Source organism: Bacteroides sp. OM05-12 (assembly GCF_003438995.1).
Classification (GTDB): domain Bacteria; phylum Bacteroidota; class Bacteroidia; order Bacteroidales; family Bacteroidaceae; genus Bacteroides.
The window spans coordinates 1-17,726 of the sequence record NZ_QSUN01000013.1 but is presented as its reverse complement, the minus strand read 5'-3'; the positions used below and the strand labels follow the sequence as shown (position 1 = coordinate 17,726).

Sequence of the window (17,726 nt, the reverse complement as noted above, 5' to 3'; positions counted from 1 at the left end):
TCAAGAATTAGAATGAAACATTAAGACCGAAGATATAAGAACGGGTGTGAGGATAAGAACTCATGTCAATACCCGGACGTGTACCATCAAATGCAAAACTATTCACTTCTGGGTCATAACCCGAATAATTAGTTATAAGGAATGGATTCTTCACGGATGCATAAACATTAATGCTCTTAAAACCGATCTTGGATACCCAGCTCTTAGGAAGATTGTATCCCAATGTTATATCAGAGCAACGAAGATAACTACCATCTTCTATATACCTGTCCATAACAACTTTCGGAGTCACAGAACCAAATGAAGGCATTTCATTACTATAGTATGCACCGATCCATGGATTATCTTCACGCCACATCTTTTGGAAAGAACTCTTATACACCATACTTGTCGAATTGGACGGCAAAATGAAATAACGTGCATTCGTATTCAAAATATCATTCCCGTAAACACCATTAAATGAAACAGAGAGTGATAAGTCTTTCCATGCAAAATTTGTTTGGAAACCATACGTAAAGTCAGGATTAGGATCACCTAAAATTACCCGGTCTTTTTCATTGATTACACCATCATTATTCTGATCCACAAACTTCAAATTACCCGGTTTTATTGTACTAATGGAACCTGCACCTGTCATTTTATCAATATAAGGATCATCATTTTGGATAATTCCATTCGTCTCGTAACCATAAAACAATCCCGGTGCCTTTCCGGCAATAAAGATATTCGCTTCACCAAAGTGATCACCAATACTGTTACCTAAATAAGCTTTCCAATTTTGTCCCGTTCCCCATTCTTCTTCCGGCAAACCGAAATCAAGAATACGTGGCTGATTGAAAGCTATATTTCCGGAAATTCCCCATGTAAAATCTTTCGTACGTATCACATCACCATGCAATGTTATTTCGATACCTTTATTACGTAAGCTACCTTGGTTAATGGTTATGGACTTATATCCCGTAGATGCCGGAAGGTCTCTTTGGATCAATAAATCCCTTGTTGTCTTTGAATACAAATCAACAGTACCGCCCAAACGGTCACGGAAGAATGAGAAATCAATTCCCACATTATAAGAAGTAGTGCGTTCCCATTTCAAACCATCATTTTCCATCTTATCCACAACCAAACCGATCAACTTATTTCCGTCACCGGTTGCACTCTGTGCCGGTTTATCAGCACCCTGCGGAGTATTAGTGAATTGTGTACCATAACTTGAGAACGTACTGTAAGGATCGATAGACTGCGAACCGGTTTCACCATAACCGGCACGTATCTTCAATTGGTTAATCCATGAAATATCTTTCATAAAATGCTCCTGTTCCAAACGCCATGCTACTGTTGCAGCAGGGAAATAAGCCCAACGATTACCTGCTTTAAATTTACTGGAACCATCACCACGTATGGAAGCTGTCAATAAATAGCGTCCGTCCAAGAAGCCTAAATTCAAACGGGCAAGGAATGAAAGCAATTGATAATCGCGCTGTATGGGTTGCTTTGACTCTACATTTCCTGCCATGTGCATACCCTTGTCACGAAAATCATAAATTTTAAAGTCATTACCTACCGTCAATGTATTCAAAGAATTATAGTCATCATAAGTTACACCGGCTGTCGCATTAATATCTACAATACCTTTCACCTTATGGTTAAACTGCAATACATTTTCTACAGAATAATTACTACGGTTAAAATCAGACTGTGTAATATATCCATTCTGTGCCGCACCATCATATAATGTTATATTAAACCAACGGTCACGGTCCTGAATAGCAATATTCCCACCCGTACGAAGGTTATACGATAAGAATTTGCAAATATTCCACGTTAAATCCAAAGAAGCACGGAATGTCTTTTCTATTGTCGTATCGTCATAATCATCTACCCATGTCCAAACCGTTGCACGGTCAGCCAGATTCGGAGTCGTTAACTCCATTTCTTCTTCAGATTTCTCATAAGGAGCGCTATATAAAGCTACATTGGATACAGCACCTGTAGCACCACCCGTTGTATTACCTCCGGACATCATGTCATTTTCCTTGATAGAGCCGTTTAATGATAAAGCAATCTTCACGGCTTTAGAAAGATCCGCATTCAGATTCACACGCAAGTCGCCCTGTTTCAAACCCGTACCTTTTACCAAGCCCTGAATATTTTTATAAGAAGCAGAAGTAAAGTAAGTAACTTTATCAGAACCACCGTTTACCGTTACAGAATAATTCTGCGAAAATGCACTGCTATAAATTTCCCTTTGCCAATCAATCGGATTTAAAAGCGTCCATTTCTCGGGTAGTTTTGATTTTTCCCCATTCTTACGATACACATTATTTCCATCTATGAAATACTGATAAGCATCATTCCAAACTTGTTCTCCTGTCTTTTCATCCTCTTTCGTTAACATCCAGTCGTCACCGACAGCATCTTTAGACTTACCACCATGAATCAAACGGCCTTCTGCATATTCTTTCAAGTCCATCATATCCAACAATTTAGCAGCGTTGGCAATCGTAAAGTTCGCAGACACACTGATAGTCGGTTTACCCGATTTACCTTTCTTAGTCGTAATCAAAATAACACCATTCGCACCACGTGAACCATAAATAGCAGTGGCAGAAGCATCTTTCAAGACTTCAATACTCTCAATATCCGCAGGATTCAAGGAGCTCAACGCATTCGATGCAATGGTAAAAGTACCGTCATTACCGGAACTTGCAAACTCACCTGCAGACGCTTGTGGTATATTATCAATCACATACAATGGTTGATTATCACCACGTAAAGAGTTTGCTCCACGAATCGTAACAGACGTCGCCGCACCCGGAGCATCAACCGATGCTCCTACAGAAAGACCGGCAATCTTACCTTGTAGCATATTATCGATAGAAGCCATCTTTCCAGCCTCTTTTTCATCCGGACGATAAGATGAAACGGCACCTGTCAAATCACTTTTTTTCATTGTACCGTATCCTACCACTACTACTTCATCAAGCACTTCACTATCGTCTTTCAACACGACATTTATCACTTTTTGTTTCCCTACAGTTTTTTCTTGTGTAGACATACCTACAAAACTATAGATCAATACTGATTTTTCAGAAGGAACGGAAATACTATAATTTCCATCCATATCCGTTATCGTTCCCGATGTAGTACCTTTTACAAGTACATTCGCACCAGGTACTCCAAAGCTATCTTCGCCCGTTACCGTTCCTTTTACAATAATCTGTGAAAAAGATATTGTTGAAATCAATAACATGCAAAGCAACATAAATATGCGCTCTCCCGCTTTTCTTTTCATAATATCAGATTTTAATTAATACATAATTTAGTTGCATAACTTCTGTTTCCCTGACGAACCTTTAATAAATAAAAGCCTGCATTCAGACCAGTCAGAGATATTGTATTATTCATTGAATATAAATGCGTTTGCATTACCAACTTCCCATCTAAAGTACAAATCTCACCTACAGCTTCCTCTGAATCATCAGAAAGGCTCACAACAATCATATCATTTGCCGGATTAGGGTAGAAAGAGAATAATTTGCCTTCTTTGCTTACAGGCGTCTGCTCTATTGGAGAAGGATCCACCATATTCACTTCTGTAATCAACGAATCCACATTAGATGCAATTATATCATTCTGGGCACGAATCAAACTCTTATAATCACTAACTTTCTGATCATTACCCATATCGAAATACATCGTTCCCAAACAATCTTTATCAATAATGAAATCTTGCTTCCTCTTTGTTTGGTCCACTCCGTTAAAATACCATCCATTCCATATATTCAATGATGAATCATAATTTTCATCTTTCATTCCCATCTTTTCAAACAAATCTTTATAACCCTGTTCTGTAGAACCGTTCACCAACAATACTCCATAAGAAAGTAGAGTTTTCTCCTTAGGGAAACCATAATTCATAAACTGCTGATATGCATTTGTATACCAATCATACGTATAAGTTACAGTCTGCGGTCCGTAAAGTTGGAAAGTAAAATAGTCTATCCCATCTATCAGTTTCTTATCAATACCATATGATACCTGATGCAAAGATACGCTAAAAATTTTTGTATCACGATGCCCTGCCATCACTTCGTCAATCAATCTTTTCACCACATTATTCAAAATATCATATTGCCATTGAGAATAACTCCATTCCAAATCCACATCCAAACCATCACAATTTTCAAGTAACACCTTTGCATCTGCAATAAAACGATCTACATTTGCCTTTTCCGTCAAAGGTCCCTTCTGCCATCCGTCACCATTCGGATAAATTAATCCCAAACGAATTTTAGCTCCACGATGATTCTTATAATAATTACGTATAAAATCAATCATACCGGTATAACTCTGTGAATCTTTACCCACATTCTCAGGATCATCACCGGTCCAATAAGCATTTAAGAAGATGTTATCCCAACTCCCTACATTCCATTGATATCCATTTTCCGCATCAGATTTAGCAGAATTTATCCGGCTGGTCGAACCTCCCCATAACATTAGATTATCCATCTTCCCGGAGAAGCCCTTTCCTATAATAATAGGAGATTCATACAACGGAAAACTGGAATAAGTCATACTTTTACCACTCAAAGTAAATACATCACTATTTGCCAAAGACGTATAGTTTGTAAAATCAACTCCTATCTTTATTACTGAATATGCATTGAACATATCGTCAATAGTAGTTTCTGTCGGTGCTAAATAAACACCTAAATATTGCCATTTGCCAACTTCTAGTTTTCCTTTCAATGTGGCAACAAAACCACACATATCGACAATAATGGATTTATCGCTTTCACTGCCTAATTTTACGACCAGATATTTATCCGTATCTGCTGTTTTAGAAAAGATTTCCGCACCTTCTTTCCATGAATCAATATAAATCCAACCGGCCAAAGATACTGTTTTAGGAGATTCATAACCAAATCTTGATTCCGGATTAAAAGGCGCTCTGCCATCCTGAGCTACCATTTGGGAACCGGCTCCCTTAAAATGCATAACTCCTGTATGTCCTTCAAATTCTTTTAAATAATCTACATTGGTAGGAGTCGCCGAATTATCCGGATATTCAGGGAAGATAGAACCGTCATTCTGTACTTTACCTGAAAGAAGAATAATATCATTCGTCATTAAAAACATATCCCTGTTAATATTGGGACGATCAGTAAAACGTGCCAAATTCGTATATCCCGTCACTACACGATATCTGAAATTAGCATTATCTGTCACCGCTACCCGGTTCAAATTATTCAATACGCCATGATGAGCAAATTTATAGTCTACTAAGTTCGGACATTGATCTTGGTCACACTTCCAATAGGCAACCAATGCATCATAATTCGGATTGAATTTGTTTAGTGTATTACGCCAAAAGAAATCCTCTTGTTCCAAAGCCTTATTCCAAATACGTATCTCATCTATTTGTCCAACCAAACCCTGTCCTATTATACAGGTCTTATCTGTAGAGATTGCCGAAGATGGTTGAAACGTAGTAGGAAGAGTTCCTGTAACAGTGGCTTCTACATTATTAATATATGCTCTTACAAAACCATTAGTTACTGTAATTGTCAGTTGTGACCATACATTCAATAAATCAGGAGTAGCAATAGTAGCAGACTTATCACCTGATTTTACCAAAATAGTATTTTGCTCCCCAAATTCAACTGAAAAATTATCCTGACTCAATAATTTTGCGGCTGTCCATGTTTGAGGTTTCAACCACATTTGAAAAGTAGCTTGGGGACTATCATTTAATTCTCTAATAGCAAAAGCATTAACACTACCTGTACCATCGGCATTTTCAAGCGCATAGTTCACAGTCTGGGAAAAAGAGCCTAATGCCATAAAAAGGGCATACGCAAAAACAAAAAGTTTCTTCATAATAACGTATATAAAATAAATTACAAAATTAAGGGTAACAAAAAAAGAATCCCCTCTCTATTACCCTGAGGGGATTCTATTATCAAGAATCAATTATAAAACGACTTTTCTTGTTGTTGCACCGACCTTTACAAGGTAAAGACCTTTTTGTGCAACAGGAATATTAACGACTGTACCTTCAGCCTCAGCTCTATTTACCAAAACACCTGCTGCATTATACACTTCAACAGGAGCAGAAGCATCTACAACACTAATAATACCGTCATTTGCAAAAACAATAATGTTATTGTTTAATTCCTGAGCGCTTATTGCATCCGGATTAGGAGTATCATTCCAAGTAGGTTGAGGGGTAGTTTTAATTTTTCCATCTAAAATAGGAGCATCAACTTGTTCAATCGTCAAATCACGCATAAAGAATAAAGCATTCATTCCCATTACTCCTCCTAGTCCAAATTGCAAATTATAAGGAAGGAATTTATAATCATCTGTTTCGTTACCGGCATTGTAAATCAATTCAAATTGAGTTTGGAACCAATAATTATTAAAATCTTTGGCAAATTTTATCTTTTGACTGAAAGTACCATCACCGGTAGCTCCATCCGTCTTTGCAAAATGCTGTTCATTACCTTGAGAATCTTTAATATTCAGATTTAATTCATAATCAGTTGCATCATCATTCAGCACCGTACGGAAAGAAGCTGTAAAACGATAGACTTTTCCCTGAACAAAACCAGTTGTCGGAGTCAGAAAACATAAAGAAGGAGCATCGCCTAAGGAACTAACATTTTTAGTAATACGATTATCTGTTACCGTTGAATTAACGCCTTGATAAGCCAAAATATTACCGAGTGCACCTCCATCTACAATTTGGAATGTATTATAGAAGTCCTCGAAATTTTGTTTTTCTTCCGCAGTCATGTCAGCCCAATTTTTTTCGCTAATACTACCTGACCAAGAATGAACCACAAGAACACCCGGTTTGTCACCAACAACTGAATTCAAATAAGTTCCACTTTGATTTAAATTACCGCCAAATTTAGAAGCGTCTTTTGCAAAGATTTCGGAAGGATTTCCTTTTTCCATTGCACTGAATTTAAAGTTAGCCGGAGTTACATCAGTTTGTGCCATTACACCAGCAGCCATTAAAAGAGCTGCGCCGAAAAGTAAACTTTTTCTTTTCATAATAAAATAATTTTAAGTTAATAATAAAAGGTATACTATTTCTGTATCATTCACCTTGTTTTGTGACGATGATGCAAATGTAGAGGGAGAGGTACGTTTTTGGCTTTTAAAAACATTCATTTCTTTTTTAATTTTATCCAATATTTCCTATCTACAACGGTTTTAGAAAGTTATCGGACGTTTTTAAAAATCGGGTATCATTTATTCTATTACTTTTGATATATGATTAAAAACTTAATTCGATACCAGTCATGAAAAAGAATTTTTTATTTACATTTATGCTACTATTATCTTGTTCGTTATATGCGCAGGATTTTATTCATGCCACCTATTTGGTTGGACATTCTTTAAACAGTGCTACGTACGTAAAGCAAATTAATTATCGGCAATTCCAGTACATCTATCTTATGGCGGCTCCTAAGTGGAATCAGGAAGATTTCAGCCGTTCTCAGGAAGAAATTATTAAAAAGTTAGTTACTAACCATCAGTATATTAAAGACAAAAAGACGGAAGTAATACCTTTATTAATAGAAGAAGCTCATAAAAACGGAACCAAGGTTTTATTATCATTTGCCGGAGAAGGTTTCAAAGAAAGAGTTACTCCCATCGACCGGCAAAACAAATTCATAGATATGATGATCCGATTCATAGACAAATACAACTATGACGGCATAGAAATTGACTGGGAAAGTGATTTATCACTTCCTACGCATGCTGATTTCATGGCAAATATCAGGAGCAAACTAGATAGTTTGGAAAAGGAAAAAAACAACGGCAGACATCTTTATCTGACAACAGCACTTCACTCATGGCAGGTATATAATCAGGAATTAGCCGATAAGCTATCTCCAAATGTGGACTGGATTAATATTATGACCTATGACATGGGGGGAGGAATATGGGGACACACTCCCGAACATAATACTCCGCTTGATAAGATGGAAAAAGAATTAAAAAATTGGGAAGTATTTAACCGTAACAAATTATGCATTGGTCTTGCCAATTATGGATTCATCTATAAAAACATAACACCGGGACAGAAAATTGAGGGTAAGCTCGATAAATACGGTAGTTATTTTAGTTATAACAATATGCTTCCACTTTTACAAAAAGGATGGACTGAAAAATATGACGATAAAGCCAAAGTTTCTTATTATTTCTCTCCTGACAAATCGGAGTTCATCACAATGGAGAATCCCAAAACTGTCCAAACTAAAATACAATGGATTCTTAAAGAAAAATATAGAGGAGCTTTTTGGTGGGAATTCAGCTATGATATGATTCTTCCAACGACCAATACAGGTAAAATCAAACATCATCTGATAGACGTTGTCAGTGAATACATAAATAAAACAACATATAAATAGGTGTAAAATTCTACCCGCACAAAAATGATTTGCATCATAATTACATCATAATTATGGTGTAAATCAATCTACTAGACAAATATCTTATCTAATAATTCTGATTTTTTTCTGTTTTTTAAATATATAGTATATCTTTGTCTAAAAGTCTTATAATAAAGAAAAGCAGCATATACTATGAAGAGAGCGTTGTTTATTATTATATCTTTATTATCCTATATTCTAGTTTGCGCTTCCGCTCAACCTGATTACTATTTCAAACAACTTTCTTTACCTGAAGGTTTAAGTCAATCTACTGTAAAATGCATACTCTATGATCACAAAGGATTTATCTGGATAGGAACAAAATCCGGATTAAATCGCTTTGACAAGCACGAAATGAAAACTTATTTCAGCGAAAAATCAAATAAAACTTCCTTGCCTGACAACCAGATACTGTTTTTAGCCGAAGATTCCTTAAACAACTTATGGATCGGAACTGAAGGAGGACTTGCTCTCTATAACTGGAAAGATGATAATTTTTCTACCATCTTATTTAATAATCAACCTATTCATGCTTATTCTTATTTATTAACCGATGGAGGATTTATATTGGCAGGAAACAGCCTTTATAAATACGATTACAACACAAAAGAAATTAAAGAAATAGACATCAAAAATAAAGGTGTAATCCATGACTTTATCGGCTTTATAGAACCGTGGATTGACAATTCATGGATTATCGGTACCAGATGGGACGGTATATGGCTATACAATCAGAAAACAGAGTCATTCAGCCGTTCTACTATATATCCCTATAAATATATATCCGCTTATTATATTGACATCCGGAAAAACTTATGGATATCGCCCTACGGAAAAGGTATAGAATGTTATTCTCCAGACGGAAGATTACTGGCTAAATATAATACATCCAACTCTTCCCTATCCAATGACATCATATTGGATATTACGGAGAAAGATGGAAATCTCTGGTTTGCCACAGACGGAGGAGGTATTTGTATCTTTAATCCTCATCAGAAGTCCTTTTCTACCATCAAACATATTTCCGGCGACGCCAATTCTCTCCCTGTCAATTCCATTTATTGTCTTTATCTGGATAAAGAAAACAACATGTGGGCAGGAACTATCCGTGAAGGAGCGCTTGGTATCAGGGAAGTATACATGAAAACATTCGGTGCCGTACCTTTTAATAATCCCTACGGACTTAGCGAAAAGGCAGTCATCAGTCTTTACGAAGATGAAGATAACATATTATGGATCGGTACGGACGGTGGCGGACTCAATGTTATGAACCAACAGACCAATACCTTTAAGCATTATCCGCTAGGATATAAAAACAAAGTAACGTCCATTACCGAGTTTTCTAAAAATGAGTTACTTATATCTATATTCGGGGAAGGTCTTTATATCTTCAACAAAAATACAGGGCAAACCCAACCATTCATTTTTATCGACAAAGAAAAGAATAATAAAACTTGCCGTAAAGGTATCAGTATCAATGTAAACAAGACTTCTCCTACGCAAATTTACCTATTTGCAGATACGATTTACGCATACGATTTAAGCAACAATACTTTTTCACGTACAAAGTTGAAAGGATTCAAAAAAGATGCAGAGGCACCTACCGGGTCTTTAAACATTATCTGGAATAACGAATATGTAACTTACCTGTACGGAATAAACAATATTTTCGAGCTTAATAACAAAACGAATGTTCTTACTCCTATATATTATTGCGACAATCTAACACATATAAATACTGTTTGCCGAGATTCCAAAGGACGTTTTTGGATTGGGACAACAAGAGGATTGGCTTATTATGATCCTCTCAATAATGAATCAAAAAATATAGAAACAAAATTATTCCATGAAATATCGTCCATTATCTGCGACAAATCAAACAGAATATGGATCGGTGCACAAGGCATGCTTTTCGTCTACATTATCAATGAAAATAAATTTGCCATTCTAGGAGAATCCGATGGAGCCTCAGCCAATGAATACCTTTCCATAGCCAACCTCATATCCCGGTCAGGAGACATTTATATGGGCGGTACCTCCGGCCTGTTACGCATAAAAAAAGACATTACATTTGACGATACGACCTATCCTACAGCCGAAATAATGGATATACAACTGGATGGAGTAAGCATACTCAATAAAATTTCACCCAACTCTACTTTATCCATACCTTGGAATCACACCTCTCTTTCCATAAAAGTAATGATGAGAGAAAAAGATATTTTCCGGAAAAAGATGCTCCGTTTCAACATTATCGGGTTAAATAACATCTACAACATAGAATCTTACGATCACACATTAACCCTTCATTCATTACCTTCGGGCAACTACGACATTACAGTCTCTTGTACCACACAAGACGGCAGTTGGACGCTTCCCATCTCTATCTTAACTATTTCCGTCACTCCTCCCTGGTGGAGAAACCCGTGGTTCATACTTTCAATTGCACTGGTAATAATAGGTAGCATCATTCTTATTTTCATGTTTTCCATCAAAAGAAAGGAAAATAAACTGAAATGGAAAATGAAAGAGCATGAACAAAAGATATATGAAGAAAAAATACGTTTCTTAATCAATATCAGTCATGAGCTGCGCACTCCATTGACGCTTATTTATGCCCCATTAAAAAGATTACTGAATAATACGCATTTTGAAGAGAACGTGCAAAAGCAACTCACAGGCATTTATAAACAGACCAAACAGATGAAGAATATCATCAATATGGTTTTGGATGTACGTAAAATGGAAGTAGGTCAAGATAAACTCCAAATCCATCCTCATCCTTTAAATGAATGGATTCGCTCCATTGCTGAAGATTTCAGAAACGAATTCGATGCTAAAAAGATACAACTGATCTACCAACTCGATGATTCGATACAACAGGTATCCTTTGATGAAAGTAAATGCGAGATCGTTCTCTCCAACTTATTGATGAATGCGCTTAAATTCAGCTCGGAGCAGACACAAATCACTATCTCAACAACTAAAATGACAGAAAATACGATACGGATCTCCGTAAAAGATCAAGGTATCGGACTCAACGGCATAGATACATCCAAACTTTTCACCCGTTTCTATCAGGGCAATCATGACCGGCAAGGTAGTGGAATAGGACTATCTTATGCTAAAATGCTGATAGAAATGCAAGGAGGAAAAATTGGAGCCATCGACAATGAAGATGAAGGAGCCACTTTCTTTTATGAGTTACCGCTTACCGTGGCTCAAGAAAATATTGCTTGTGAAGGAAAGCCATATCTGAACGAATTACTTTATTCTCCGGAAGAAAACATGCCGGAAATCAACGATTTTTCCACTAACGCCTATTCTGTTCTGATAGTAGAAGACGAACCCGAATTACGCAATTTCCTAAAAGAAGCGTTGAACGAACAATTTAAGAAGATATACACGGCAGAAGACGGTATCAATGCCCTGAATATTATTAACCAATACTTGCCGGACATAGTGGTAAGCGATGTCATGATGCCTCGCATGGATGGGTTTGAGCTTTGCAAAGTAATAAAAAGCAGCATCGACATCAGTCATATTCCTGTTATACTGCTTACGGCAAGGCATGACTCCGAAAGTACATCACTGGGGTATAAATTAGGAGCGGATGCGTACTTATCCAAACCGTTTGAATTGGAGTTCCTGACTACATTGATAACCAACCAATTGAAAAACAGGGAACAAATCAGATCACGTTACAAAAACAGTGTTACCATTATACCTCCGGAAAAATCGACATTCAGCAATGCGGATGAGGAATTCATGTTGAAATTAAACAAACTGATCAATGAGAATCTTTCGGATAACAATCTGGACGTGAAATTCCTCGTTGACAGACTCGGTATGAGCCGATCTTCCTTATACAGTAAAGTAAAATCGCTGACCGATATGGGAGTCAATGACTATATCAATAAATTCCGTATCGAGCATGCTGCCAAATTACTGGTACAAACAGATCTGAGCATCATGGAAATATCAGAAATGCTGGGGTTCAACAATCAAAGCTACTTCAGCACGGCATTCAAACAGGCAATCGGCGTTAGTCCATCCAGGTATAAAGAAGAAAATAAGAAAGAGGATTTATAGCAATATATGGGTATTTTTATGTTTAATAACATATTTACCCATTACTCCATAAATAAAGAATGAATTATTAGTCGTACCTTTACGCGCTCTAAGGAAACATTCTTAATTACTAACCCTAATATAAAAGATTTTATGGAGTTGAATAAAACCTTTAAAGACGGTCTTTGGAGCAAAGAAATTAACGTGACAGACTTCGTTAAGACCAACATTACCCCCTATGAAGGCGACGCCTCATTCCTTGCCGGACCAACCGAACGTACCAAACGTATCTGGTCTTTATGTCTGGACGCGCTTGCAGAAGAAAGAGAAAATAATGGCGTCCGCTCATTGGATAATAAAACAGTTTCTACCATCACTTCACATAAAGCCGGTTACATTGACAAAGAAAATGAACTGATTGTCGGTTTGCAGACAGATGAACTTTTAAAACGTTCAATCAAGCCTTTCGGAGGTATTAATGTAGTGGCTAAAGCCTGCCATGAAAATGGCGTTGAAGTGGACGATAAAGTAAAAGATATTTTCACACACTATCGCAAGACACACAATGACGGCGTATTCGATGTATATACGGAAGAAATACGTTCATTCCGTTCATTGGGCTTCCTGACCGGATTGCCTGACAATTATGCACGCGGACGCATCATCGGTGATTACCGCCGTCTGGCACTATATGGCATCGACCGCCTGATTGAAGCAAAGCTCGAAGACCTTCACAATCTGACAGGTCCTATGACCGATGCCCGAATCCGTCTGCGTGAAGAGGTAGCAGAACAAATCAAGGCTTTAAAGGACATCAAGGTGATGGGCGAATATTACGGTCTCGACCTCAGCCGCCCTGCCCACAATGCACAAGAAGCTGTTCAATGGGTTTACATGGCTTATCTGGCTGCCGTAAAGGAACAAGACGGAGCAGCAATGTCATTAGGTAACGTATCTTCATTCCTCGACATTTATATCGAATATGATTTGGCTCACGGCAATATCGACGAAACATTCGCACAGGAACTTATCGACCAGTTTGTCATCAAATTGCGTATGGTGCGCCACTTGCGTATGCAGTCATACAACGACATCTTTGCCGGAGACCCGACATGGGTGACAGAAGCCATCGGCGGACGTTTCAACGACGGACGTACGAAAGTGACGAAAACTTCTTTCCGTTTCTTACAGACATTATATAACTTGGGCCCGTCTCCGGAACCTAACATGACTGTACTTTGGAGTCCGGAACTGCCGGAAGGGTTCAAAGAGTTTTGTGCAAAAGTTTCTATCGATACTTCTTCCATCCAATACGAAAACGATACATTGATGCGTGAAGTTCGTAACAGTGACGACTACGGTATCGCTTGTTGCGTATCCTATCAGGCCATCGGTAAGCAAATCCAGTTCTTCGGCGCGCGTTGCAATCTGGCTAAGGCCTTGCTATTGGCTATCAATGGCGGGCGTTGTGAAAACACCGGAACCGTGATGGTGAAAGATATCCCTGTGCTCACCGGAGAACTACTGAACTTCGAGGAAGTGCTTTCCAACTATAAGAAAGTTCTGATTCAGATAGCGCGCATATACAACGAAGCGATGAACATCATCCACTATATGCACGATAAGTATTATTACGAAAAGTCTCAAATGGCATTTATCGATACCGATCCCCGTATTAATCTCGCATACGGTGTGGCAGGACTTTCTATTGCTATCGACTCTTTGTCCGCCATCAAATACGCTAAGGTGAAAGCTAAACGTAATGATATCGGTCTGACCGAAGGTTTCGACATCGAAGGAGAATTTCCTTGCTTTGGCAATGATGACGACCGGGTGGATCACTTGGGAGTGGATTTGGTTTATTTCTTCAGCGAAGAATTAAAAAAGCTCCCGGTTTACAAGAATGCACGCCCTACCCTTTCTCTGCTCACCATCACATCCAATGTGATGTACGGAAAGAAAACCGGTGCTACTCCGGACGGACGCGCCAAAGGTGTTGCTTTCGCTCCGGGCGCAAACCCGATGCACGGACGTGATAAAAACGGAGCTATCGCTTCTCTTAGTTCAGTGGCAAAATTGCGTTACCGTGATTCACAAGACGGTATCAGCAACACTTTCTCTATCGTACCAAAATCACTGGGAGCTACTGAAGCCGACCGCATTGAGAATCTGGTAACGATGATGGACGGTTACTTCACCAAAGGTGCACATCACCTGAACGTGAACGTACTGAACCGTGAAATGTTGCAAGACGCCATGGAACACCCGGAGAAGTACCCACAGTTGACTATCCGTGTATCCGGTTATGCCGTGAACTTTGTAAAGTTAAGCCGTGAGCATCAGTTGGAAGTTATTGCACGCTCTTTTCACGAAAAATTTTAGTGGAGAGATGAAAATGGAAGAAGTTCGTACACTTTCAAAACAAAGATTTTAGAGAACTTGGTTCGCGGATTACGCTGATAAGACTGATTATAACGGATAAATAATTAAAAATCCGTCTTCATCTGCCCAATCTGCGTCGTCCGCGAACCATCGGCTTTCTTTAATTGAAAAATGAAAGTAATGTTTACTAATGAAACGGAATATTACCAAGTATCGTAAAAACGACAAAAATAGCTTTATCCAAATGAATAATTTTCAATTTTCAACTCTCAACTCTCCATTATTAAAAATTCACTCCTACGAATCAATGGGAACATTCGATGGTCCCGGACTGCGATTGGTTGTATTTATGCAAGGATGCAACTTTCGTTGCCTTTATTGCGCCAATCCCGATACCATAGACTCCAAAGGAGGGAAAGAAACGGAAGTGGAAGAAATAGTTCGTATGGCAGTCAGCCAAAAGGCATTCTTCGGAAAGAAAGGAGGTATTACATTCAGTGGCGGAGAACCGACATTTCAGGCAAAAGCACTGATACCCTTATTCAAAAGACTGAAAGAAGAAGGAATACATATTTGCCTCGACAGCAACGGAGGAATTTGGAATAAAGAGGTAGAAGAATTGCTCTCTCTCACAGACCTTGTCCTGTTGGACATAAAAGAGTTCAATCCGGCGCGCCACCTTACATTAACGGAGCGTGACAATAAACAAACCCTTGCTACCGCCGCATGGCTGGAAAGCCATCAAAAACCGATGTGGCTGCGCTATGTACTTGTACCCGGCTATTCGGATTTTGAAGAGGATATTATCGCTTTAGGAGAATATTTCAAAAACTACCGGATGATTCAACGAATAGAAATACTGCCTTACCATACATTGGGCGTACACAAATACGAATCACTCGGCAAACCTTATTTATTGCAAAATATTAAAGAAAACACAATAGAACAACTCGACCGTGCCCGCGAACTGTTTTCCCGCTATTTCCCGGTCGTTTACGTCAATTAATCTATCATGAAAAAAGGTCTTTTATACGCTATCTTAGCCTCTGTATTATGGGCTATCGTCAATCCCTTCATCAAACAGGGATTAAGTTATGATTTCACACCTATGAATTTCGCAGGGTTGCGTTTCACGATCGTAGGCATTATCCTGTTCGTTTATACATGGCACAAAGGCATGTGGACGGAAATAAAGCAGCACGGCAAACTATTTGCCAACCTGATTCTCATCAATATGTTTCTGGGCTATACAGCTTTCTATTTCGGCGTGGATTTTGTAAGCGGCGCTATCAGTTCCATCATCATGGGGATGACTCCGCTCATCAACGTACTTCTCGCCCACCTCATAGCCAGCAATGACAAACTGAATCCCTATAAGATTATCAGCCTCATAGTAAGCCTTGCCGGACTGTTGCTTATCGTCGGGATGGGCAGTAACGGCGAACCGTTGGACTGGAAAGGTATCGGAGGTATCGTCTTATTGCTGCTCAGTATTATCTTTCAGGGCTATTCCGCCATTTCCGTGTCAGAAGATAAAGGCAAGGTCAACCCGATCTTCCTCAACGCCGTACAAATGTTTTTCGGAGGGTTGCTGATTTATGTTGTCGGGCTTTCAACGGAAGGTTACCACAGCTTTATCGGTAAGCCGGCCGGATTCTACATCAGCCTGGGCATACTGGTATTCATCTCGGTATTCGCTTTCAGTTTCTGGTTTATCGCCCTTCAAAGCAAAGGAGCCAAAGTCAGCGACATCAACATGTGCCGTCTGATAAATCCCGTATTGGGAGCGATTTTAAGCTGGACAATGCTGGCAGGCGAGCATCCTACATTCAGCACCGTAGCCGGAATGATTATTATTGTCAGTTCACTTATTATTTACTTCAAAGGTGAAGAAATAGTAAAGAAACTACGGCGTTAAGAACCATTCAATACTCCTTCTTGTTATATAGATATAAACTATTAACAAAAGGAGTAAATTATGAAAATAGTAGTAGATAAAGCCGATACCAGAGGTTATTTCGACCATGTATGGCTCAAGACCCATCATACATTCAGTTTCGCTGATTATTATAACCACGACCGTATGAATTTCGGTGCCTTACGGGTACTGAACGATGATACCGTATCTCCGGGACGTGGGTTCGATATGCATCCGCACCAGAATATGGAAGTCATCTCCATCCCGCTAAAAGGATATTTAACGCACGGAGACAGTGTGGAAAACGCCAGTACCATCACCCCGGGTGATATTCAGGTAATGAGTACCGGACGAGGAATTTTCCATAGTGAATACAACGGCAGCGATACCGAAGACCTGCAGTTCCTGCAAATATGGGTATTCCCGAAAGTTAAAAACACACCTCCCGAATATCATAACTATGATGTGCGCAGTGTATTGAAGAAAAATCATTTAGGAGTAATCATTGCCCCCGACGGATCTGCTCCCGCTTCCATCCTTCAGGACGCATGGTTCTCGATGGGTAAATTCGATGCCGGGCAAACCATCGATTACAAGATGCACCAAGAAGGCAACGGAGTTTATATGTTCATCATCGAAGGTGAAGCCGATGTGCTCGGACAGAGCCTGGAAAAGCGTGACGGCATAGGTATCTGGGATACGAAAGAGTTTCAGGTAAATGTCACGAAAGAAGCACACCTGTTATTGATGGAAGTTCCGATGTAATCAAACTCTTCCGGTGCGGCATTTGTGACACTTGTGACACCTGTTTCTTAAACTTATATAGCATATATATTATAATGTATCGTCCTGTTTTTGGTTGACTGGTTAAACTTAATAATCCTACTATAGGTTGTCTA

The 17,726-nt window shown here is 38.8% G+C and carries 9 protein-coding genes; 6 read left to right on the top strand and 3 right to left on the bottom strand.

Annotated features, from left to right (window positions below; genetic code table 11):
* Nucleotides 1-7: 7 nt before the first annotated feature.
* The 3 genes from DXB63_RS11120 to DXB63_RS11110 form a co-directional block, all read right to left on the bottom strand.
* Entirely contained in the window at nucleotides 8-3,295 is a 3,288-nt protein-coding gene (locus DXB63_RS11120) for a TonB-dependent receptor (RefSeq protein ID WP_122126489.1), read from the bottom strand.
* A gap of 11 nt (nucleotides 3,296-3,306) precedes the next feature.
* Nucleotides 3,307-5,886, bottom strand: coding sequence for a LamG-like jellyroll fold domain-containing protein (locus tag DXB63_RS11115; RefSeq protein WP_233522848.1), 2,580 nt, complete (start codon nucleotides 5,884-5,886; stop codon nucleotides 3,307-3,309).
* A 93-nt stretch (nucleotides 5,887-5,979) separates the two neighbouring features.
* On the bottom strand, nucleotides 5,980-7,068 hold the full coding sequence (locus tag DXB63_RS11110; RefSeq protein WP_122126488.1) for a T9SS type A sorting domain-containing protein: 1,089 nt from the start codon (nucleotides 7,066-7,068) through the stop codon (nucleotides 5,980-5,982).
* A 251-nt stretch (nucleotides 7,069-7,319) separates the two neighbouring features.
* On the opposite strand from DXB63_RS11110, the gene DXB63_RS11105 reads away from it, so the two are divergent.
* The 6 genes from DXB63_RS11105 (at nucleotide 7,320) to DXB63_RS11080 (ending at nucleotide 17,592) form a co-directional block, all read left to right on the top strand.
* Nucleotides 7,320-8,435 (top strand): glycoside hydrolase family 18 protein, encoded by a 1,116-nt coding sequence (locus tag DXB63_RS11105; protein WP_122126487.1) that lies wholly within the window; start codon nucleotides 7,320-7,322, stop codon nucleotides 8,433-8,435.
* 174 nt (nucleotides 8,436-8,609) lie between these two features.
* Complete coding sequence (locus DXB63_RS11100) at nucleotides 8,610-12,548, top strand: two-component regulator propeller domain-containing protein (protein ID WP_122126486.1); 3,939 nt, start codon at nucleotides 8,610-8,612, stop codon at nucleotides 12,546-12,548.
* 132 nt (nucleotides 12,549-12,680) lie between these two features.
* Nucleotides 12,681-14,909 (top strand): formate C-acetyltransferase, encoded by a 2,229-nt coding sequence (gene pflB, locus DXB63_RS11095; protein WP_122126485.1) that lies wholly within the window; start codon nucleotides 12,681-12,683, stop codon nucleotides 14,907-14,909.
* A gap of 244 nt (nucleotides 14,910-15,153) precedes the next feature.
* Complete coding sequence (gene pflA, locus DXB63_RS11090) at nucleotides 15,154-15,915, top strand: pyruvate formate-lyase-activating protein (RefSeq protein WP_122126540.1); 762 nt, start codon at nucleotides 15,154-15,156, stop codon at nucleotides 15,913-15,915.
* 6 nt (nucleotides 15,916-15,921) lie between these two features.
* A complete protein-coding gene (locus tag DXB63_RS11085; RefSeq protein WP_122126484.1) occupies nucleotides 15,922-16,827 on the top strand; it encodes a DMT family transporter in 906 nt (301 codons plus the stop codon).
* A gap of 60 nt (nucleotides 16,828-16,887) precedes the next feature.
* A complete protein-coding gene (locus tag DXB63_RS11080) occupies nucleotides 16,888-17,592 on the top strand; it encodes a pirin family protein (protein ID WP_122126483.1) in 705 nt (234 codons plus the stop codon).
* Nucleotides 17,593-17,726 lie beyond the last annotated feature (134 nt).

Excerpts from the sequence above, each read along its gene's own strand:
- DXB63_RS11120 (WP_122126489.1), bottom strand. The coding sequence starts at position 3,295 with ATGAAAAGAAAAGCGGGAGAGCGCATATTTATGTTGCTTTGCATGTTA.
- DXB63_RS11115 (WP_233522848.1), bottom strand. The coding sequence starts at position 5,886 with ATGAAGAAACTTTTTGTTTTTGCGTATGCCCTTTTTATGGCATTAGGC.
- DXB63_RS11110 (WP_122126488.1), bottom strand. The coding sequence starts at position 7,068 with ATGAAAAGAAAAAGTTTACTTTTCGGCGCAGCTCTTTTAATGGCTGCT.
- DXB63_RS11105 (WP_122126487.1), top strand. The coding sequence starts at position 7,320 with ATGAAAAAGAATTTTTTATTTACATTTATGCTACTATTATCTTGTTCG.
- DXB63_RS11100 (WP_122126486.1), top strand. The coding sequence starts at position 8,610 with ATGAAGAGAGCGTTGTTTATTATTATATCTTTATTATCCTATATTCTA.
- pflB (WP_122126485.1), top strand. The coding sequence starts at position 12,681 with ATGGAGTTGAATAAAACCTTTAAAGACGGTCTTTGGAGCAAAGAAATT.
- pflA (WP_122126540.1), top strand. The coding sequence starts at position 15,154 with ATGAATAATTTTCAATTTTCAACTCTCAACTCTCCATTATTAAAAATT.
- DXB63_RS11085 (WP_122126484.1), top strand. The coding sequence starts at position 15,922 with ATGAAAAAAGGTCTTTTATACGCTATCTTAGCCTCTGTATTATGGGCT.
- DXB63_RS11080 (WP_122126483.1), top strand. The coding sequence starts at position 16,888 with ATGAAAATAGTAGTAGATAAAGCCGATACCAGAGGTTATTTCGACCAT.